This window comes from Gracilimonas sp., assembly GCF_040218225.1.
Taxonomy (GTDB): Bacteria; Bacteroidota; Rhodothermia; order Balneolales; family Balneolaceae; genus Gracilimonas.
Map to the genome: position 1 here is coordinate 250,485 of NZ_JAVJQO010000008.1, position 19,317 is coordinate 269,801.

Genomic DNA, 19,317 nt, shown 5'->3' on the forward strand with positions numbered 1-19,317 from the left:
ATGATTAAAGACGTTCGAAGTTACATACATACAGTGGGCAATCGGCTTAGTAAAGCGTTCTCTATGGAGGCTTTTGGTACCGAAGACCAGCTTGAATTCTGGGAGCTGTCGGCCGAGCATTTATCCCGAAAAGAAAATCCTTCTTTCAGCGACCTCGTAAATTGGATGGATTTATTGTACAGGGCGCCTGTCCATTTTGTCTATAAGCTGCAAGATGAAAAGCTCATACTTGATAGAAGACATGTGCTTACAAAAAATATATTACGTGATAATAAAGACGAAAACGAACCTCATAAACAAACTCCTCAGCAAAAAGAATTTATAAGAGATTTTGAGTACCAGCTACAGAATCTGGAAAAGAAAATGACTATGGATGAGGTGTTTAAGGAACACGGGATAACATCTCATTCTATTGGTCAATGTGAGCACATTCCGTTATTCAGTAAGGATGGAAAGCAATGGGGAATCTATTGTGCAGGTCCATATACCAAAAGCCCGGAGCAAATCACTCCAAAACTCTCTATTGTAGGCCGTTTGTTAGCGAATTGGCTGATTAGCCTCGACGAAGAGGAGAGTAACCCACAGAAAGAGTATGAACAGAAAATTCAAAGTGTGGTCTCTGATTTAGGCAGTGGAAAGCTAAATTCGGAAGGCATCGCACAGATTATTCTCCGATATGTGGTACATGGCCGGAAAGTAGGGTCTGGTTGTATTGTTGAGTTTACTAAAAACGGGCATAAACTATTAGCTTCGCTCGGCATGAAGGAAAAAGTAGCAAACTATTTTACTGCAGCGGGCAGCGAAAAACTTTACGAAGACAATGATGGTAAAGTAAAGGCTACTGAACATGGCGAGCAATTTCTTCAGCATTGGGGTAAAAAAGTTGATGTAGAATATTTCAAGGGCGAACACCATTCTGGTTTTATTTTAGTCGAAAAACCTGAAGATGAATCTAGGCTCGATATCCCAGGCCTGCTTCATGAAATTGGATTTTCATTATCTAATTTGTTCGACTATAGATTTAAAAATCATTTTTTCTCCAACAGGTTGATGGATAGTTACTACAAAATGTTGCGAGCCATCGAAGAAAGCCGGGAAAAAACGCGTCATCACACTCCTCGAATGATAGCATTTGTACAGCGATTTGGTATGCTGTTTGGTTTGGAAGACGAGGAAATGGAGATAATCACAAAAACTGCCAAACTCCATGATATTGGTTATGTAGGTGCTGTGAGTATTGAACCGGGTAAAACTATTGGAGGAGAGTTATCTCATCCTATTATCGGTGCAAACCTGATTGAACAACTTTCTATTGAGCGGGATGTTCTGGAGGGAATAAAAACTCATCATGAATGGGTTAATGGCAATGGTTCTCCGGGAGGATTAAAGTCAGAAAGTATTCCATGGACAGGTAAAATTATAGGTCTCTTTGAGTACGTTGTAGATTTTATTGAAACGCATTCCAATGATGATTCCAAAACTGATGAACAATGGATTGAATTATTATCAAAAAGTTTAATGGAACGCGCTGATATAGAATTTGATATGGTATTAATTCCTACAGCAATACAGCTTCTGCAGGCTTTAGGCTGGGAAGAATGCGTGAGGCTAGGTGTTGAGGAATGAAACTGAAGCTTTTGGTAGCATCCATAATGGCAAGTACACTTGTACAATGTAAAAGCACTAATCAGGCTTCATTTTCTATAGCCAGTCAAACTCCTTTTGCCGTTTGTTATGCTAAAGTTACTCCCGATCAGCTGCAAAATTATAGCATGGTAATTATTGAGCCTGATTTCTATAGCAAAGAAGAAATGGCAGCTTTACGTGCAACCGGTACAAAAATTATTGCTTATATCACTCTGGGAGAAGTAGATACAAATCGATGGTATTATCCCCGGCTTGCAGAAATCGGTTTTTTGGGTAAAAATGAAAACTGGAATAGTTTTTTTGTTGACCTTGAAAAAGATGAAACCCGTCAGATTATCCTGACCGAAGTATTACCAAGAATAGCAGAGAAAGAGGTTGATGGCTTTTTCCTTGATACCGTTGATGCTGTATCTCCTGTAACGGAGAGAGCTCACCTTCAGCCTTATATGGTTCAGCTTATTGAGGGAATTAGAAAACGGTACCCGGCTAAGATCATCATTCAGAATGCTGGTGTTTTTTTACTGGAAGAAACAAAGGACGATATTGATGCCTTTCTAACTGAGGCTTTGGCTTCGGATTATGATTTCGAAAAGAAAGAGTACAAAATTCGAACGGCACAAGAATACAACGAAAGGCTGGAATACCTGAATCATTATTCTGAGAAAAGCGGAAAACCTTATTTCATAGTCGGTTTTGCGGATACTGATTTAAAGAGAAGCCAAATTAAAACCCGATTAGATACTTTAGCTCGTCCTTATTTTATAAGTAATATTGGCTTAAGTGAGTTGCCCGTTCTGCCTGATTCTGTAGCTAATACTTTGAAAGCCGGGAGATTATGAACTACGATTTTCAGGCTATTTTTTCGGTTATCCGGTTAACCATCAGCTTTCTTTTTGTTTTTGGTTTTGTAACACCCTTATTTTTTGAACACGCAGGAAAGAAAAAAGGAATTGATCGTATTGTACTTTCCTGGGTAGGACTGGGTGGATTGATTATCATTGGTACCTTTGTCCTTGTCAACCTTCATATCTATGATTTCATCAGTATCATGTTTTGCCTGCTGATGCTGCCTTTCTTGGTTCATTTCTTTAAAAGGACGTGGGAAGGAAATACCATTGCAGATATTTTTAATACTGCAGAAAATCGTATAGTTGCTAATCATGTTTTATTTATTGAAAAGATAAGGAAGCTAACATGGACTGGTATAAAAGACCGGATTCTTAAAAAGCCTTCCATCAAGCCAGAGAATCCTTACACCTTTGCCGCAATAGCGATTGGGATATTAGCGTCGGTGTTAAGAATCATTCCTTCTATCCAAAATTCAGCTCCATTTAGCAGGGTCTGGTATTTTGAGTTAGATGCTGTAAAAAGGTTAAGCCTTCAGGAGTATTTTACGGGCTATCCGGTTCCTAAGGGAATGCACTCCATCATAAACTTTTTTAGTACAATTACCCAGGTTAGCCCGGAGATGATTTTACACATCATTGGTGCGTTAATAAGTTTTTTCCTGGCTATTATCATCTTTTGGTTGATGAGAGACCTTACAAAGGGAAAACATCTTTCTGCAGCATTGCTTTCTTCCTTAATTTATGCTGTTTTTCCAACGCTTTTTCTGCCCGTTTCTTTAGAGCTTGAATCAGAATTAACTTCTCTTTCTTTTTCACTATGCTTCGCGCTTCCAACAATGTTGTTCTATCTTCGAAATATAAGGTCAGGAGGGAAGAGCCCCTGGTTTTATATTTTTATGGGCATTGTGGCAACAGGTCTTTCGAATATTTTTGTGCTAATGATGGTGCTTTTGCCTTTTATGCTGCTAGGAATATTATCCATACCAGCTGGCAACTTCATAAAGAGATCCGGAAAGGTTCTACTTTATCTTTCTTCAATCTATGCAGTAACGCTTGCACCATACATTTTGTATTGTCTGTCATCAGGACTAAGCATTAATACATTTTTTCAGGATCAGCTATTTAATACGCAGGTTTTTAGTTTTACGACGAGTCTGATAATGCCAATTGAAGAGCTCAGCCTCATTTACTTGTATGCCGGACTTAGTTTGTTTGCAGCATTTATTATCCGGCTATTTGTAAAGAAGAAGAAGCGCATCGGAGATGAGTTGGTTTTTCTTCTTCTCTTTATCTGTGCATCATACTTGTACACACCATTTTTTGATTACCAATATATCTATATCGATCCCGATCAATTGAATAGTTTTTATGGAATTCTGATCTGTATTTTCTTTGGCTTGTCTCTTCATTCCATATTTACTTTTCTGGAGTGGGTTATAAAGCCCATTAAAAAAATTACGCCTTACATAGTACCAATTCTTACCCTCGGAATTGTCGTTTTCTTATATGCTTATCAGGGGGGGCTTAGGGCAAGCAGAATGTTGCCTAAAACCGAACCAAATGGTTTTTTTAATGCTTATTATAATATCATAAATGAAAGAATTCCTTATACCTATGCCACGGTAGGGCCCGAGCTTGATCGTGAGTTGGCTACTAATCGACATTATTTTATGAATTACCAGTTTTTTCTGGATAATTATGGCGCCATTGATTCTCTGTATCAAGAATATTTAACCTTCCCTGATGATCAAAGACCAGAAGTTCAGGAAGTGCCGCCTGCTAGTATTTTTCTCTTTGTTGAAAAACCTCCTTATGGTTCTATTCAGCAGGGAATATTGTACGATGCCCAAAGAATAATGAGAGATATAGAGCAGTGGTTGGTAACATTCAGACAGCTGAAAGGGAGAAAAATCAAGGTATATCACGAAACAGAAGAAGCTATCGTTTATGAAATTATAAACAGGGACGATGAATCTACCATAAGAGGTGTTTTGAAGAATATTTATCCCAATGAGGAAGGACGTGCAGCACGATTTTTCAAATAAAAATCCGGATTATAAAGCCAATTGGTCAGTTGGATTTCTCAATGCAATAGCTGCGTTTGTTGTGATTTCTTTGGTACTTCTTTCAGGGTGTCAGAAAGACGGCTCATACAGGAACATTTCACAATTTGATGCTTCTGCCCAATCACCTCTTGTAATGGTAATAAAGAACCAGGCAAATGATTTCAGTGCAGAAGTTTCAGAACAGGTTTTAAAAGCTTTGGATTATACTAAAATTCCTTATTTCACAATTGATCTCGGAATACTGACACAGGAATTTGATATCCCTCAAACAGTAAGAAGTCTGATTGTAACTACCGACCGGATACAACAGCTCTCTGATGAGGAAATTGAGGGAATGATTGAGTTTGTTACTCGGGGTAATTCCATTTTGATTGTAGGTCCCATCAGTAATTCCAGATTTTCGTTTTTACAGGGCGTGAAGCAAAATGCTACTTTTGATATAGATTCAATTGATGTTGGCTTTCAGTTAAATGATGATGCTTTTCCGGGCATGAAGGGAAAAAGTTATATGTCGCCGGGCCTGCTTCCGCACTATGGCTTACTTGCGGGAGATTTTGACAGCGAAACAAAGTTTTTGGCAAGTACTGCCACCAATTCTGCTCAGCCATTTATTATTTCAAATAGAATAGGTTTGGGAGAAGTAGTAACTATTAACAGCTTTGTTGTAGGGGGTAAAATTTATAGAGGAATTCTTTTCTCATCCATATTGAGGGGCTTGCAGGGTATTCCTTACCGGGTAGCTGATGTAAGTACAATCTTTCTGGATGACTTCCCCGCACCACTGTATAACGAAAAGTTAGCCCCCATCGATGAAGAATACGATGTCACACACGCCGAATTTGTAAGTAAGATTTGGTGGCCAGATATGAAAGCATTAGCTGATTCATTTGGCATTAGCTATTCGGCTATGACAGCTTTTAATTATAATGCTAATGTAGTGCCACCCTTTGACTTTCAGGAATGGAGGCAGGGTTCCGTTGTTTACAATCAAAATATTGTACCCGGGAGCATTTATTTAGCGAATGATATCAGGGACACCCGGCATGAGCTCGCTTTTCACGGATACAATCACTTCTCGCTTTGGTTGGAAGACTGGGATAATATGAACTTCATGATCTCTTCGCTTCAGGCTGCCAGAAAACGATGGAGAGTTGATAACCTTGGTGCTTTACCTACAAATTATGTACCTCCAACAAATGAAATTGACTCAGTTGGAATACAAGCCATTGTTAAAGGCATGCCGAGCATTAGATACATGAGCTCACTCTATTTTGGAGATAAGGAAGAAGGTAAGGGAAGGGAATTTGATCCTGAACCTTATGCACCAGCAGCCTTATACAATTACCCGCGTATTAGCAGTGGTTTTACGATGAATGAAAACTCACTGATGGATCAGCATGGCTTGCAATTACTGACCGGCATATGGAATCACTTTGTACACCCGGATGATGTTTTTCAGGTTAACCAGCGTATTGAAGATGAATTTAAAAGTCGTAACCCTTTGGGGCTAGGTTGGAAATCAGACCCGGAATATGGTTATGGTCTTTATCAACTTCTAAGCCAAAGAATAAAGTATACCAACTACCATTATCCGAACAATCGTTTTGTTACAGCAACAAATGGTGGAAGAAAGACAAAAGACTGGCGGCAGGGACTTTCAAAATATTCTTTAAATGGACCTTCTATTAAGATTAATACAGGTTTCAGAAACAACTACAATCCAAGGTTTCCCAATGACCCCAAGCATTGGTACATGTATGTAACGGAAGAACAATCAAGAGAAATTGATATTACGCTTAACCAGCAAGAACTAGATTACTCTCGCACGAAAATTTGGGATGGCTATCTTTATCAGTTTAGAACAACAACGGATGTATTCTTTGTGCCAAATTTTGATAAAAGGTTTTACTATGACAGGCAGTTTGTGAATAGTCTGGTCCGTGATCAAATCAATAATTATCGTCAGTCTTCGCTGGCCGGTACCTCTTCGGAGATAGAGGGAAACTGGCGTGATACCCGTCTTGAAGATGCAGTAAAAGCCTGGCGACGGAATCCAAGCTTATCGAATCAGGAACAGTTGATCTCTTTGAGTGTGGAGTTTAATCAAATTCCGCGTGCCATAGAGATTCTGGAAAATAGATTGCTCAGAAATAAGATTTGGGTGCAAGATGATATCAACCGCTTACTCACTTACTACGGATGGGAAGGGATGCAATCAAGGGCTGAGATGTTTCTTGAAAGACTATGGGAAGAACATCGTTCAGCAAAAGTTATAGCGTTGAAGAATCAGGCAGTTGCTGCTTTAGGTTTATTTGGTGAAGACTTTGAACGCAGATGGAGAACGCGTGAGTTGCAGCTTGCTCCCGATGATTATGAAACTTTACTAAGCTATACCAAATCGATTGAATCACAGGAGAACTGGCCTGAGATGAAAGAGAATCTAAAGAGATTGCTGGATATGCGTCCTCAGACTGATTCACTTTATGCTTTCACAGTCCAACGGTCCATTTACTATGAAAGTCCTGATAGCACTATGGAGTTAGTAGAAGAGTTTCCGGACTATTCATACGAACAACTTACACCATATGCATCAAACCTTGCCCTGATGTATGGTTTTGAAGCCAATGAATATGAGAAGGCATTATTCTGGGCCAATAATTCACCCGATTTTGACGAACAATTAAAATTATTCTGGTTGGCACAGTTAAATTTAGATGCCCTTTATTTAGCTCAGGCGAAAGAATTAATTAATAACAACCCGACTAATGACAGCCTGCGTTCTTTTGTGGGAACCAACTTGTTTTATGAAGGTTTTTATGAAGAATCATACAGTACCTTATACCCACTTTTCGAACAAGAAAGGGCAGAAGGCTTATCAGCTGATACGCTTATTAGAAATGAAATTGGCTTTATGCCTTATAAAGGTAAAAAAGATTTTTACAAACGGTATCCAAAGTTCTTTGATTCTGACCAAAAACAGGCCTTAGAAGACGAATATCGCTGGACGGAAAGCGTGAAAGTTTCTCTTTTCGGAGAATACCGGGACGATAATTTCAACAATACCTTTGCACGCGGTGGACTATCAGTTCAATTAGGTAACCGAAGGAAAAATACTCACACATTAAAAACTGAGTACCTGTTATTCTCAGATGACGATTCACAAACTGACCTGACCCTTAATTACCAAGGGGCTGGTTATTTATTCGCCCATCGTTCTGATAACCAACAATTTGAATTTCGTGCAGGTCCAACAGTATTATTTGGTGAGAGCGAATTTATTCCAGAGGGGCTAATTGGGATGAGTTTCTCAAAAGATTCAGCATTTACTTCCTTAGAATTAACAGGAGGGGCAGAGTTAACATCCACATCTCTCCAGAATGATTATTACCAGGCACAGCTACAACTGTATAGACAAGACTATTGGCTAAAAAATAAGTTAGTGAGCTCTATATCAGCTAATACTAAGTATTATACCAATGATGTGCTCAGATATGGGGGGCAAGGCCGTCTTTTCCTTGATTTGATGAAAACCAAGTTTAGGGTACGTCCTTTGGGAGAGGTTAGTTATTCAGATGCTACTGAAAGCTTTTTGAGTGGAATACCTTACTACACACCTGATCAGTATTTTTCACAAGGCTTAGGATTGGACTTACAATATCGCAACCCGGATAATTTTGATTACCGTACTCAACTTACCGGTGAAATAATGGGCAAACATGAACGAAGGGAAGGGTTTTTCCTTACCGGGAGAATTCAACTGGAGCATAAGTTCAGGAACTTCTGGCAGATTAGCTTAGGTAGTGAAATTTCTACCAGCCAGGTATATCGATCAAATCGAATTTTCTTTACTATTTCTCATTACTTTCCAAAGAAATTAAGAGCAAGAAACTAGAAACATACTTTAATAAGATTCGTAGCCCGATTATGCGTTTTATAAGAAAACATTTAGAGTGGTTTATTTTCAGCGCAGGACTCATGCTTCTGGCATTTATGAATCCTGAAAATGCGGGTACATCGCTTTGCTTTTTTGAGTGGGCAGGTATAGATTTTTGTCCGGGAGAGGGATTAGGACATTCGATATCATATACATTTCGGGGAGATTTAACATCGGCTTTTCAGGCTCATTTGGCCGGGCCGGCAGCCGTTTTTATTCTTGCAGGGCGCATCATCTATCTTCTCAAGAATCTTTATAAAGAATCAAAACTAACTACAAATAAGGAACAGCATGGCTAATGTAATTGATCATTTACCAGAACTAGAAGGCGACGAGTCATTATATGTCGGGAAATTACTTTCTGAATTTTCTGATGAACAGGCTTCTAAATTTGCTTCAGTATATCGATCACGACGGAAAGATCCCCAAACGATATTGATTACCTGTATTCTCGGGTTTTTCTTAATTGCGGGTGTACATCGCCTGATGTTAAATCAGATTGGAATGGGTATACTCTATATTTTCACCGGTGGCCTTTGCCTGATCGGCACCATTGTTGACTTGGTGAATTATAAGGACATGGCATTTCAATATAACCGTGGCGTAGCGAAAGAAATACAATCGTACATATAGTCCGGTTTATTTACCCAGGCCAAAGAATCGGTTTATATTAAAGCCGAACCGGAAATCAAGATCCAGAATATTGGTATCAGTACGTGCAAGTAAGTGTTGTTCGGTAAACCATCGTCCGCTCATAAAAAAGAGCTGAAAAACATGCCCGCCCGTATCGATTTCATAAGAGACGGCAATATGGTCTTTGGTGTTTGGGTTTCTGTTGCCTAAAACAGGCAGGTATTCAAAAGCGAGGGCATTTCGGTTATTAAGCTTATATCGACCGGCTAGTCCAACTCCTACTATGGTATTGTACAACTTGCCGTTGTTTTGTTCTTTTACAACGGTGTTGAAGTGTGAAATCATAGGGGATATTTGCAGGCTTAACTTGTCGTTAAACTTTCGGGCAACCATAACAGAAGTGAAATAGTTAAGGCGCTCTGAAAAAGTGTAATTGAAGCGTCTTTCTTTTTGGGTTGAAATACCGACATCACCTTTAATGGCAATCTGAATAGGTATTTTATCAGATTTTAGCTGCTCGAGAATAATATATTTAGCTCTCAGATCCACTACATCTTCAATGCCGGTTCTTCCGATTCCAATGTCAAGTTTGTCTGTTACCCCGTAATCGATGCCAAGCCGTACTGCTGCTCCGCCATCTAAGCCATAAAAATCTTCAATCCCTCCTGAAACCAACCCGAAATTATGCATTACCATGCTATTCATGTTATTCTGGGGAAGGCCCGTCACCGTACTTAAACCGGCTATGCTACCTGCAAGAAAAATATCCTCAACCGGCCCATCCTGAACTGCCCGTTTGCGTTCCAAAACCTGCGCATGCACAGAATAACTTCCAAAAATAGCTATCAGAACCAATAATGTTGTTTTTCGAATATTCATTTTAATCATTTACGGGTTTCAGCAAAGCTTCGATTTCAATTTTCTGTTCCTGATCTACTTTCACAAACAGCAAACTAGGAGGGACGATTTCATAGTCTTCAAGCCTTAATACCCAACTGGCCTTCACTAATAGCCCTTCCGGTTTCATTTGCATAGTTCCTTCAATGGCAACTTCCCGGCTTATACCATGAATTTTGAATTCCCCTTCAACGCTAACAGGTTGTTCTGCAGTTGTATCAGGGTTGAAATCAGAAGTGAGCGTCCCAAAAAACTCAGCAAAGGGGAACTTTTCGGTTTCAAGGGTTTCCTTCATATCCCGGTCTCTTTTCTTAATTCCAGTCTGAAGAGTGGTCAGATCTATGTAAAAATCTACCTTATTGTTATCCAGATTAATCAAGCCCGTGAGGTTATCAGAATTTCCGGAAAATGAGTGCAAAGGTACTTCAGAGTGAAAAACAGCGCGACCTTCTTCAGTCATATATGATTGAGCCGTGGCTAATGAAATAAATCCTAGAATAAATATGAGTGTAGTTTGAATTCTTTTCATGTTAGTTGTCCTGTGCTCCGCCTGTAATCCAGGCTTCAATTTTTGCAATCTCTGATGGTGTAAGAAACTCGCCCGTAGTAGGCATTCTGCTACCAAAAGAGGGGTTGGGTTTGATTTTGTCAACAAGCGGACTATTATCCGGTTCTCCAGGTATAACAATGGGTCCACCAGAAACAGCTCCTGAACTATTTAATACTGCGCTATAAGAAGAAAGATTAACACCATTGGTTGAAGAACTGATATGGCAGCCACTTCCTCCACAACTTGAATTAAATATTGGCTGAATATCAGCAGAATAACTAATATCGTTTGGATCAAAATCAGGCGTAGAGGAAATATCTTCGACATTATTGATGCAGCCTGTACTAAATAGAAGCACAATTATTAAAAAAGAAGAAAAGATCGGACGCATAGTTAGCCTCAATTAAAAATATTATTAGTTATTATAAAATAACTGTTGAATGTTAAACGATTTTGCATCATTAATGCAAATGTTAATACGCAAACAAATACTAAGTAGATGTTATGACTAACATAAATAGAGAAACTTCTTTGGAATTGTTACACAGTTACATTGAAAGCGAAAGCTTGCTGAATCATTCAAAGATGGTTGCAAAAGCAATGGAAGCTTACGCCCGTTCATTAAATAAATCAGATCAACGGATAGAGGAGTGGTGGACTGCGGGTTTGTTACATGACCTTGACTGGGAGAAATTTCCGGACGAACATCCACATAAGGCTGTAGAAGAGATTCTGCCGAGTCAGGGATATTCAGCATCAGTAATAGAAGCAATTAAAGCTCATGCACCTGAACGGACAGGTAAAGAACCGGAAACGGAAATAGAACGTTATCTTTTCGCCTGTGATGAGCTTTCGGGTTTCATGAATGCTGTTTCTTTAATGAGGCCAAATGGCTTTGAGGATATGAAAGTAAAATCGGTAACAAAAAAGCTTAAGGATGCTAAATTTGCAGCTAATGTACCCAGAGAGGATATACGGAAAGGGGCTACTTTAATCGGGAAAAACCTGAATGACCATATCATATTTATGATTGAAGTATATCGTGAATGATCTGGTTATTTCCATTTAAGTATATCTTCAAAAACTTTAAAACTTCAAGTCTTGGGATTTAGATTAGCAAAACCAATTGCTCTTATAGAAAGACAGACTTTATTCTGGATTAGGTTCAATCCAACTTTTGAGGACCGATAAACTTTCTTAAAAAAAGAAACCCGGACCGATCAAAATCCGGGTTTTTTTCTTTAGGGCATTTGGTGCTTATGCAGCATCCAAAAGCTCTTTGCTCTTCGCTACACAAGTACGTCCACTAAAAAGGAATGTTTCAGGAGATTCATAAATTATTGATATCAGATTAATGTAGTTCGAATATTCTCTTTTAAATTTCTATTTGTATCTTTATGCTATGAATCTTCAAAGACAAATTGCTTTAACCAAGCCAGAGCTAATTTCAGCGCTGCTGGTTTTTACACTTATAGTAGTAGTGGTGTTGAGCTCCCGGCTCACTCGACTTACCTCAGGTACTTCTGTTTTGTTTGAGGAACAAATAGAAGTCATTCTTAATGAAGATACAGGACTAGAAGAGATGCAGGTCCATTTGGACGATAGGGGAATAGCATATGATAAAGCTGAAATGGAGTGGGCAGCTCGTATACTTGGATGGAGGAAAATGCAGCGCGGTCGATATGTGTTTGAAGGAGAATATTCATATAACGGTTTTTTATCCAAAATGGCGAGAGGTATTCAGGATCCGGTTTCGGTAGTTATCCTGCCTGGCATTACCCCGGAAAGATTAGCCTTTACAGTTGCTGAAAATTTACATTTTGATTCAGATTCTTTTGTACAAGTATTGACGGATAGTTCCTATTTAGCTGAAAAAAATCTTACCAAGGAAGAACTTTTTGGCCGTATGCTTCCCGAAACTTATTTGATCTACTGGACCAGTTCACCCCGAGAGTTTCTCAGCAAAATTCTGAGAGAATTTGACAATTCAATGACAGCAGACTTCAGGGAACAGGCAGAAGAACTCGATTTAACTTTGAATGAAGTCATTACCCTGGCCTCCATTGTAGAATGGGAAGCAAAAAATCAGGAAGAGAAGCCGATCATTAGCGGATTGTACTGGAATAGATTGAACAGGGGGATGCGCTTGCAGGCAGATCCTACCGTTAACTTTGCGTTGGGAGAACGCCGCAGGCTTTTATTTGAAGACTATCAGGTCGACCATCCATACAATACTTATATGAACAATGGATTGCCACCAGGACCGATAACAAATCCAAGTCTCTCAACAATAGAGGCGACTTTATATCCAGAAGAACACGACTATTTATATATGGTTGCTAATCCTGAAGGCGGACATATTTTTACCAGAACTTTTAGTGAACACCAGGCAGAAAGTGAGAAGTGGAGACGTTGGTTAAGAGAGCAGTATCGAATCAAAAGACAGCGTGAAGCGGAGGAGCAAGCTAATGAGCAAGAAACCCGCTAAACTACTTTCTTCTAGCTGATAGAGCAGACTTTTTACCGGATTTGTTTGATTTTTACTTCCTGATTGATGTGCGTGTTTTCAAAACTCACATCCATGATCAAGCCGCGATAGTTATTAAATTTTTTGAGGCCTTCCTTAAGATATCCCGGATTTTGTACTCTCTTCAGAGTTCTTAGAGCTACATTAGCTGCATCGTAGCCTATAAGTGCAAAACGGTTGGGATCGGTATCAAAACGAAGACGAAATTCACTTTCAAAATCTTCGATATCAGTATTACCCGGATTCTGTTCAAAGGTTTTGGTGAAATAGATTTCGGTGTCGGGAAGATTACGGGAATCGATATCAGCCATTTCCCATTCCTCTGATCCAAGAACCGTCATATCAGTTCCTATAGCTTCAAGATTGGTAAGCAATGAACTAATCAGGGTTTCTGCAATATTGCCGGTAAAAGGAGCGTATACCGCGTCTATATTATAGTTGAACACGGTATCTACTTCAGGATCGAAGTTTCTTGCATATTTACTGATATCGTAGCCTTCAGATTCAAGATCTTCGACATAGTATCTTACAACTTCACCCCCTAATTTTCTAGCTTCATCAAGAAAAGCTACAGCAGAAGGTTCACCCAGAGATCCGCGTTCAGCTATTACAGCAAGAGTGTCATATCCAAGGTTTTGAATAGCAAACTGTGCCATTCTTTGTCCCTGTATGGCAAAGGTGGGATTTAATTGGAAAGTGTATGTAAGATCAAGGTTAAGGCTGTCAGAATTTGCAAGAGGGGTTAGCATCGGCACTTCATATAATTCGGCATACTTTGACATTGCTACAGCAACTTCAGAGAACAAGGGGCCAATAATTATGTCAGCGTCATGATTCCAAACCAATTCATTGGCAATGGATGGTGCATTAGCAGCATCGGCATCTGTATTCTTATAAGTTAGAAAAGCCTTAAGATCTGTATTTTCACTATTGAATTTTTCAACGGCAAGTTGAATTCCAAAATATAAGTGTTGAGGAATTTCAAACTGAGGTGATTCAATATCGAATTGTGGGAGTGCTACTCCAATATTGTATGCTAATCCGGATGGTGCTTTTGTATATCTATTTGGATTATACCGTTGCATGTACGCTGCTGAATCACTCAGCAGTGTTTCTATGGAAGCATAGTTGGAAGTGTCCGAAACCGTCGTTGTCTTATATGCTTTAAACAGGGCTCGGGCAGAATCCAGGTCTAACTTACCAATACCTGCCTTAACAAGATCTAGCCTAACAGCATCATATTTTGTTGCTTTAAATGTGTTGAAACGCTGTTCCAGGGTTAAATAATTAACCACATCCCGATAAAAAGAAAATGCTGCTCTGGAAATAGACGGCTCACGTGAATTCTCTTTTAGTTCATGGAGGGCATCAAGAGAAGCAGCAAAGTTTTTGAGTTGGAAATCAGCAAGGGATGAAGTGTACTTTGCTTCGGAATAAATTTCAGAAGAAGTACTGTCAACGCGGTTTAAATATTCCTTGGCCTTAATAAAGTTATTTAAGGCATAATGGCTTTTTCCAGCAAATAACTGGGCACTTGGATTTTCTGATTGTTCAAAAATCCGCAGAGCGCGTTCGTAGTTTCCTTCCTCATAAAACTCAATTCCGGTTTGAAAAGATTGAGCTATTGCAGAGGCAGTGAAAACAAAAATAAGTGCTAAAGAAAATAGAAGTCGTTTCATCAAGATCTTGAATAAATTGGTTACCTGATTTATAACTAAGCTGAAGCTAAAAAGTTCTGACTAAATTATTCCCACTCAATTGTGGCTGGTGGTTTGGAACTGATATCATAAACCACACGATTGATGCCCTTGATTTCATTTATAATTCGATTTGAAACATGAGCTAAAAACTCATAGGGAAGGTGCGCCCAGTCGGCAGTCATCCCGTCCAAACTGGTTACAGCTCTGAGGGCGATAGTAAATTCATATGTACGTTCGTCACCCATAACACCCACACTTTGAACCGGGAGAAGAACGGCCAGAGCCTGCCAAACTTCGTTGTACAGGTTCTGTTTTTTGAGCTCTTCGATAAAAATATAGTCTGCTTCTCTCAACAAATTGAGTCGCTCTTTCGATAATTCTCCTAAAACCCGGATGCCAAGTCCCGGACCCGGGAAAGGATGGCGACCTATAAAGTGATCAGGAATGCCTAATGCTTTTCCAACTTCACGAACTTCATCCTTGAACAGCTCCCGTACAGGTTCAATCAAATCGAGCTTCATTTTTTCCGGAAGACCACCGACGTTGTGATGTGATTTTATAGTAGCTGACGGACCTTTGAATGACACACTCTCAATTACATCAGGATAAAGAGTACCCTGAGCTAAATATTTAAAATCGGCATCATCACCAATTTCATCCTCAAAAACGTCAATAAATGCATTACCGATAATCTTTCGTTTTTCTTCCGGATCAGAAACACCAGATAAGCGGTCAAGAAATAGCCCGGAAGCATCGACTCCTCTTACTGGAAGATGCAAGTCTTTAGTGTAAAGGTCTAAAACCGATTCAAATTCATGCTTTCTTAGAAGCCCGTTATCAACAAATACACATTCAAGCTGATCACCAATTGCTTTGTGTATCAGAGTAGCTACAACTGTTGAATCTACTCCACCTGAAAGGGCACATAAAACCTTGTCGTCTCCAACTTTCTCACGAATAGACTTAATCTGTTCGTCAATAAATGATTTGGAAGTCCAGTCGCCTTTAAGTCCACAAATCGTGAACGCAAAGTTTTCGAGAAGTTGTTTTCCAAATTCGGTATGTGCAACCTCGGGATGAAACTGAACTCCATAAACATGGTTTTCTGTATGGCGTACCGCGGCTACTTTTGCATTAGCAGTATGTCCTATAATTTCATAGGAAGAAGGGAGCTCATGGATGTGGTCGCCGTGACTCATCCAAACCACACTTTCTTCTTTTATATCTTTGAGCAAGTCTTCATCATTATCAATCAAAAGATTTGCACGCCCATACTCTCGCTTTTCGGCTTTTTCTACACTTCCCGGGATTTCATTATGAGCAAGAAGCTGCAGTCCATAACAAACACCTAAAATCGGTATATCCCAGTCAAGGATTTTTGTTTGAAGGTCCGGAGCGTCTTCATCATTGACGCTTTTTGGACCACCGGAAAGAATGATACCGCCCGGGGTTGGAGTTGAGACATCTTCCAGATTTACGTTGTAGGGGTGAATTTCGCAGTAGATGTGAAGCTCTCGCAGCCGACGTGCTATTAACTGAGTGAATTGAGAACCGTAATCAAGGATTAGAATCCATTCCGAATGTCGGCTGTGCATGAAATTTTAGATAATATTAGTGAGTGAAATAAATAAAACCTTGATAGAGATAAAAGTCAGGCTATGACTTCTTCATATTCTTCTGCTGAAAGTAAATCATCCAGCTGAGAGTTGTCAGCAATCTTAATTTTTACCATCCACCCATCGCCGTAAGGATCTTCGTTTACAAGTTCAGGCTCGTCTTCAAGCTTTTCGTTGAGTTCAACTATTTCACCATCAATGGGAGCATAAAGGTCAGACACGGTTTTAACAGCTTCAACCGTACCAAAAGTATCGTCTTTTGAAAATTCAGAGCCTTCTGGTTCCAATTCTACAAAAACAATATCACCTAATTCACCCTGAGCAAAATCAGTGATGCCAATCGTAGCGGTTCCGTCTCCATTGTCTTTAATCCACTCATGCTCGCGGGTATATTTCAATTCAGCAGGTATGCTCATCGTAGTTTAGTCTTCTTTGGGTGTATATTTAAATTCTCGTTCTAAATACTTGGTATCGAATTTCCCTTTGATGAAATTTTCATCATCCATTAACTGGATATGGAAAGGAATGGTTGTTTTAATTCCTTCAATAATGAATTCTTTAAGCGCACGCTTCATTTTTTTGATGGCATCTGGTCTGGTGGGGGCGCTCACAATCAGCTTGGCAATCATTGAATCATAATGGGGAGGAATACGATATCCGGAATATGCGTGAGTATCTAAGCGGACCCCATGTCCACCAGGAGGATGGAAAACAGTAATTTCACCCGCAGAAGGGCGGAAATTATGAGCAGGATCTTCAGCGTTAATACGGCATTCAATAGCATGATTATTAAACTTTAGCTCAAAAGGCTTAAGTTTTTCTCCGGCGGCTACTTTGATTTGCTCCTCAATCAGATCTATACCTGTAACTTCTTCGGTAACAGGGTGCTCAACCTGAATACGGGTATTCATTTCCATGAAATAGAAATTATGATCATCGTCTACGAGGAACTCAACGGTACCAGCTCCTTCATAGTTAACCGCTTTAGCCGCATTAGTTGCTGCATTACCCATTCTTTCCCGAAGCTCTTCCGTCATAAGGGGAGATGGAGACTCTTCCAGTACCTTTTGGTGGCGACGCTGCAGAGAGCAATCCCGCTCACCTAAATGGGTATGATTTCCATGTTGATCGGAGAGAACCTGTATTTCAACATGATGAGGATTTGTAACGAAGCGTTCGATGTAAACAGCCGGGTTATTGAAAGCCGTTTCAGCTTCATTTCGGCACATCTTATAATTTTTTTCGAGCTCAGATGCTTCCATCACCATACGCATACCACGACCACCACCTCCGGCAGAAGCCTTAATAATTACAGGGAAGCCGATTTCTTTGCAAACTTTTTTTGCCTCTTCGTAGCTGTCCACTTCACCGTCACTACCGGGTACAACAGGAACATTATTGGCAATCATTGTAGCTTTGGCTACGGACTTATCACCCATCTTATTGATAGCTTCCGGGGAAGGGCCAATGAATTTAATGTCGTGTTCACCGCATATACGAGAGAATTCAGCGTTCTCAGCTAAAAATCCATAACCAGGATGGATAGCTTCAGCGTTGGTTATTTCTGCCGCAGCTAAAATACTAGGTATCTTTAGATAACTTTCTTTTCCAGCCGGAGGGCCTATACATACGGCTTCATCAGCAAATTTTACATGCAGGCTATCAGCATCGGCAGTAGAATAAACAGCTACCGTCTTGATGCCCATTTCCTGACAAGTGCGAATTATTCGCAGTGCGATTTCTCCTCGATTTGCAATCAGAATTTTATTGAACATGAAAGCCGTTTAGTCTTTTTTGATAATGAAAAGTGGTTGTTCGTATTCAACGGGTTGTGCGTCGTTTACAAGAATTTGTTTAACGGTGCCGCCGAATTCAGCTTCAATTTCATTCATGATTTTCATGGCTTCCACTATACAAAGCGTATCGCCTTTAGAAACTTTATCGCCTACCTTCACAAAAGGATCTGAATCAGGTGATGGAGACTCATAGAAAGTTCCCACGATAGGAGAGGTTACTGTATCACCGTCAGCTTTGTCTGCTGAATCTCCGGATTCGCCTTGAGAAGCCGGAGCAGGTGCCTGTTGTTGTGCAGGAGCAGCAGGTTGTGCTGGCGCCTGAGGAACGGCTTGAGCTGGTTGCGTATAGCTTACCTGCTGGACCTCACCTTGTTTTTTAACTTTAATTTTGAAATCGCCTTCCTCGAGTGATACTTCGTTAACATCACTCTCAGCGATCATGTCTAAAATGTTTTTGATCAGTTTTAAATCCATGATAAATCTTATTTAGCTCGTTCTATATATTCTCCGGTTCGGGTATCAACGCGAATTTTTTCACCTTCGTTGATGAAAAGTGGAACTTGAACCGTAGCTCCAGATTCTAAAGTAGCTGGTTTACTGCCACCTTGTGCGGTATCGCCACGAAGGCCTGGGTCTGTTTGTTCAATGGTGGCTTCAATATGATCTTTTGGTTCTACATACAAAACAGACTCTTCATCAGCGTTTACAACAACTACACAATTCTGACCGTCTATCAAAAACCCTTTTCTTTCTACCTGGGAGGCATTCACGGGAATTTGTTCATAGGTATCGGTATGCATCAAGTAGTAGAGTTCTCCGTCATTATAAAGATACTGATATTCCCGGGTTTCAACCCTTACGGCCTCAGCGTTTTCACCTGATCGCCAGGTTTTATCAATATTCTTTTCATTAACAATTCCCTTTAGTTTCGTGCGAACGAAAGCCGGGCCTTTTCCTGGCTTAACGTGTTGAAACTCAGTAATGGAGTAGAGTTCTCCGTCCAGATCCAGAACCATTCCGTTTCTGAAGTCTGATGTTGATACTTTTGACATTCTTTAGGTTTTCCTCCGATAAATTTCGACCAAAAATACCACCTGCCTGCT

The 19,317-nt window shown here is 39.9% G+C and carries 17 protein-coding genes; 8 read left to right on the top strand and 9 right to left on the bottom strand.

Features of this window, described 5'->3' with window-relative positions:
- The 6 genes from RIB15_RS12390 to RIB15_RS12415 are packed head-to-tail and all read left to right on the top strand — an operon-like array spanning position 1 to position 9,128.
- Positions 1-1,626 (top strand): HD-GYP domain-containing protein, encoded by a 1,626-nt coding sequence (locus tag RIB15_RS12390; RefSeq protein ID WP_350202476.1) that lies wholly within the window; start codon positions 1-3, stop codon positions 1,624-1,626.
- Positions 1,623-2,486: a glycoside hydrolase family 191 protein gene (locus RIB15_RS12395; RefSeq protein ID WP_350202477.1), complete on the top strand. Its 864-nt coding sequence runs from the start codon at positions 1,623-1,625 to the stop codon at positions 2,484-2,486. Before RIB15_RS12390 ends, RIB15_RS12395 begins: the two co-directional genes overlap by 4 nt.
- Positions 2,483-4,540, top strand: coding sequence for a hypothetical protein (locus tag RIB15_RS12400; RefSeq protein ID WP_350202478.1), 2,058 nt, complete (start codon positions 2,483-2,485; stop codon positions 4,538-4,540). The genes RIB15_RS12395 and RIB15_RS12400 overlap by 4 nt, the downstream gene beginning before the upstream one ends.
- The gene (locus RIB15_RS12405; RefSeq protein ID WP_350202479.1) at positions 4,518-8,453 is read left to right on the top strand and encodes a DUF2194 domain-containing protein; all 3,936 of its coding nucleotides are present in this window, start codon (positions 4,518-4,520) and stop codon (positions 8,451-8,453) included. The genes RIB15_RS12400 and RIB15_RS12405 overlap by 23 nt, the downstream gene beginning before the upstream one ends.
- A gap of 32 nt (positions 8,454-8,485) precedes the next feature.
- A complete protein-coding gene (locus RIB15_RS12410) occupies positions 8,486-8,794 on the top strand; it encodes a DUF2752 domain-containing protein (protein ID WP_350202480.1) in 309 nt (102 codons plus the stop codon).
- Entirely contained in the window at positions 8,787-9,128 is a 342-nt protein-coding gene (locus RIB15_RS12415) for a TM2 domain-containing protein (protein WP_350202481.1), read from the top strand. The genes RIB15_RS12410 and RIB15_RS12415 overlap by 8 nt, the downstream gene beginning before the upstream one ends.
- A gap of 6 nt (positions 9,129-9,134) precedes the next feature.
- Here RIB15_RS12415 and RIB15_RS12420 read toward each other — a convergent pair whose 3' ends face one another.
- The 3 genes from RIB15_RS12420 to RIB15_RS12430 are packed head-to-tail and all read right to left on the bottom strand — an operon-like array spanning position 9,135 to position 10,966.
- Positions 9,135-10,007, bottom strand: coding sequence for a DUF5777 family beta-barrel protein (locus tag RIB15_RS12420; RefSeq protein WP_350202482.1), 873 nt, complete (start codon positions 10,005-10,007; stop codon positions 9,135-9,137).
- A gap of 1 nt (position 10,008) precedes the next feature.
- A complete protein-coding gene (locus RIB15_RS12425) occupies positions 10,009-10,554 on the bottom strand; it encodes a YceI family protein (RefSeq protein ID WP_350202483.1) in 546 nt (181 codons plus the stop codon).
- 1 nt (position 10,555) lies between these two features.
- The gene (locus RIB15_RS12430; protein WP_350202484.1) at positions 10,556-10,966 is read right to left on the bottom strand and encodes a hypothetical protein; all 411 of its coding nucleotides are present in this window, start codon (positions 10,964-10,966) and stop codon (positions 10,556-10,558) included.
- Between the two features lie 113 nt (positions 10,967-11,079).
- On the opposite strand from RIB15_RS12430, the gene RIB15_RS12435 reads away from it, so the two are divergent.
- Both RIB15_RS12435 and mltG read left to right on the top strand, forming a co-directional pair.
- Entirely contained in the window at positions 11,080-11,625 is a 546-nt protein-coding gene (locus RIB15_RS12435; protein ID WP_350202485.1) for an HD domain-containing protein, read from the top strand.
- 352 nt (positions 11,626-11,977) lie between these two features.
- Positions 11,978-13,063 carry an endolytic transglycosylase MltG gene (mltG, locus tag RIB15_RS12440; RefSeq protein ID WP_350202486.1) on the top strand — a complete coding sequence of 362 codons (1,086 nt, stop codon included), beginning with the start codon at positions 11,978-11,980 and terminating at the stop codon, positions 13,061-13,063.
- Between the two features lie 32 nt (positions 13,064-13,095).
- Here mltG and RIB15_RS12445 read toward each other — a convergent pair whose 3' ends face one another.
- From RIB15_RS12445 to efp, 6 genes are all read right to left on the bottom strand, one after another.
- A complete protein-coding gene (locus RIB15_RS12445) occupies positions 13,096-14,781 on the bottom strand; it encodes an ABC transporter substrate-binding protein (RefSeq protein ID WP_350202487.1) in 1,686 nt (561 codons plus the stop codon).
- Between the two features lie 65 nt (positions 14,782-14,846).
- Positions 14,847-16,397: a glutamine-hydrolyzing GMP synthase gene (gene guaA, locus RIB15_RS12450; protein WP_350202488.1), complete on the bottom strand. Its 1,551-nt coding sequence runs from the start codon at positions 16,395-16,397 to the stop codon at positions 14,847-14,849.
- Between the two features lie 56 nt (positions 16,398-16,453).
- Entirely contained in the window at positions 16,454-16,834 is a 381-nt protein-coding gene (gcvH, locus tag RIB15_RS12455) for a glycine cleavage system protein GcvH (protein WP_350202489.1), read from the bottom strand.
- 6 nt (positions 16,835-16,840) lie between these two features.
- Positions 16,841-18,193, bottom strand: coding sequence for an acetyl-CoA carboxylase biotin carboxylase subunit (gene accC / locus RIB15_RS12460; protein WP_350202490.1), 1,353 nt, complete (start codon positions 18,191-18,193; stop codon positions 16,841-16,843).
- A 9-nt stretch (positions 18,194-18,202) separates the two neighbouring features.
- Positions 18,203-18,688, bottom strand: a complete 486-nt coding sequence (gene accB / locus RIB15_RS12465; protein WP_350202491.1) for an acetyl-CoA carboxylase biotin carboxyl carrier protein — start codon at positions 18,686-18,688, stop codon at positions 18,203-18,205.
- Positions 18,689-18,696: 8 nt separating this feature from the next.
- Entirely contained in the window at positions 18,697-19,266 is a 570-nt protein-coding gene (gene efp / locus RIB15_RS12470; protein ID WP_350202492.1) for an elongation factor P, read from the bottom strand.
- Positions 19,267-19,317 lie beyond the last annotated feature (51 nt).

What these genes read in the sequence shown, in the direction of transcription:
- RIB15_RS12410 (WP_350202480.1), top strand. Translation starts at nt 8,486, where the DNA reads ATGCGTTTTATAAGAAAACATTTAGAGTGGTTTATTTTCAGCGCAGGA.
- RIB15_RS12445 (WP_350202487.1), bottom strand. Translation starts at nt 14,781, where the DNA reads ATGAAACGACTTCTATTTTCTTTAGCACTTATTTTTGTTTTCACTGCC.
- accB (WP_350202491.1), bottom strand. Translation starts at nt 18,688, where the DNA reads ATGGATTTAAAACTGATCAAAAACATTTTAGACATGATCGCTGAGAGT.
- RIB15_RS12435 (WP_350202485.1), top strand. Translation starts at nt 11,080, where the DNA reads ATGACTAACATAAATAGAGAAACTTCTTTGGAATTGTTACACAGTTAC.
- efp (WP_350202492.1), bottom strand. Translation starts at nt 19,266, where the DNA reads ATGTCAAAAGTATCAACATCAGACTTCAGAAACGGAATGGTTCTGGAT.
- RIB15_RS12400 (WP_350202478.1), top strand. Translation starts at nt 2,483, where the DNA reads ATGAACTACGATTTTCAGGCTATTTTTTCGGTTATCCGGTTAACCATC.
- RIB15_RS12425 (WP_350202483.1), bottom strand. Translation starts at nt 10,554, where the DNA reads ATGAAAAGAATTCAAACTACACTCATATTTATTCTAGGATTTATTTCA.
- accC (WP_350202490.1), bottom strand. Translation starts at nt 18,193, where the DNA reads ATGTTCAATAAAATTCTGATTGCAAATCGAGGAGAAATCGCACTGCGA.
- mltG (WP_350202486.1), top strand. Translation starts at nt 11,978, where the DNA reads ATGAATCTTCAAAGACAAATTGCTTTAACCAAGCCAGAGCTAATTTCA.
- RIB15_RS12420 (WP_350202482.1), bottom strand. Translation starts at nt 10,007, where the DNA reads ATGAATATTCGAAAAACAACATTATTGGTTCTGATAGCTATTTTTGGA.
- RIB15_RS12415 (WP_350202481.1), top strand. Translation starts at nt 8,787, where the DNA reads ATGGCTAATGTAATTGATCATTTACCAGAACTAGAAGGCGACGAGTCA.
- guaA (WP_350202488.1), bottom strand. Translation starts at nt 16,397, where the DNA reads ATGCACAGCCGACATTCGGAATGGATTCTAATCCTTGATTACGGTTCT.
- RIB15_RS12390 (WP_350202476.1), top strand. Translation starts at nt 1, where the DNA reads ATGATTAAAGACGTTCGAAGTTACATACATACAGTGGGCAATCGGCTT.
- RIB15_RS12430 (WP_350202484.1), bottom strand. Translation starts at nt 10,966, where the DNA reads ATGCGTCCGATCTTTTCTTCTTTTTTAATAATTGTGCTTCTATTTAGT.
- RIB15_RS12395 (WP_350202477.1), top strand. Translation starts at nt 1,623, where the DNA reads ATGAAACTGAAGCTTTTGGTAGCATCCATAATGGCAAGTACACTTGTA.
- gcvH (WP_350202489.1), bottom strand. Translation starts at nt 16,834, where the DNA reads ATGAGCATACCTGCTGAATTGAAATATACCCGCGAGCATGAGTGGATT.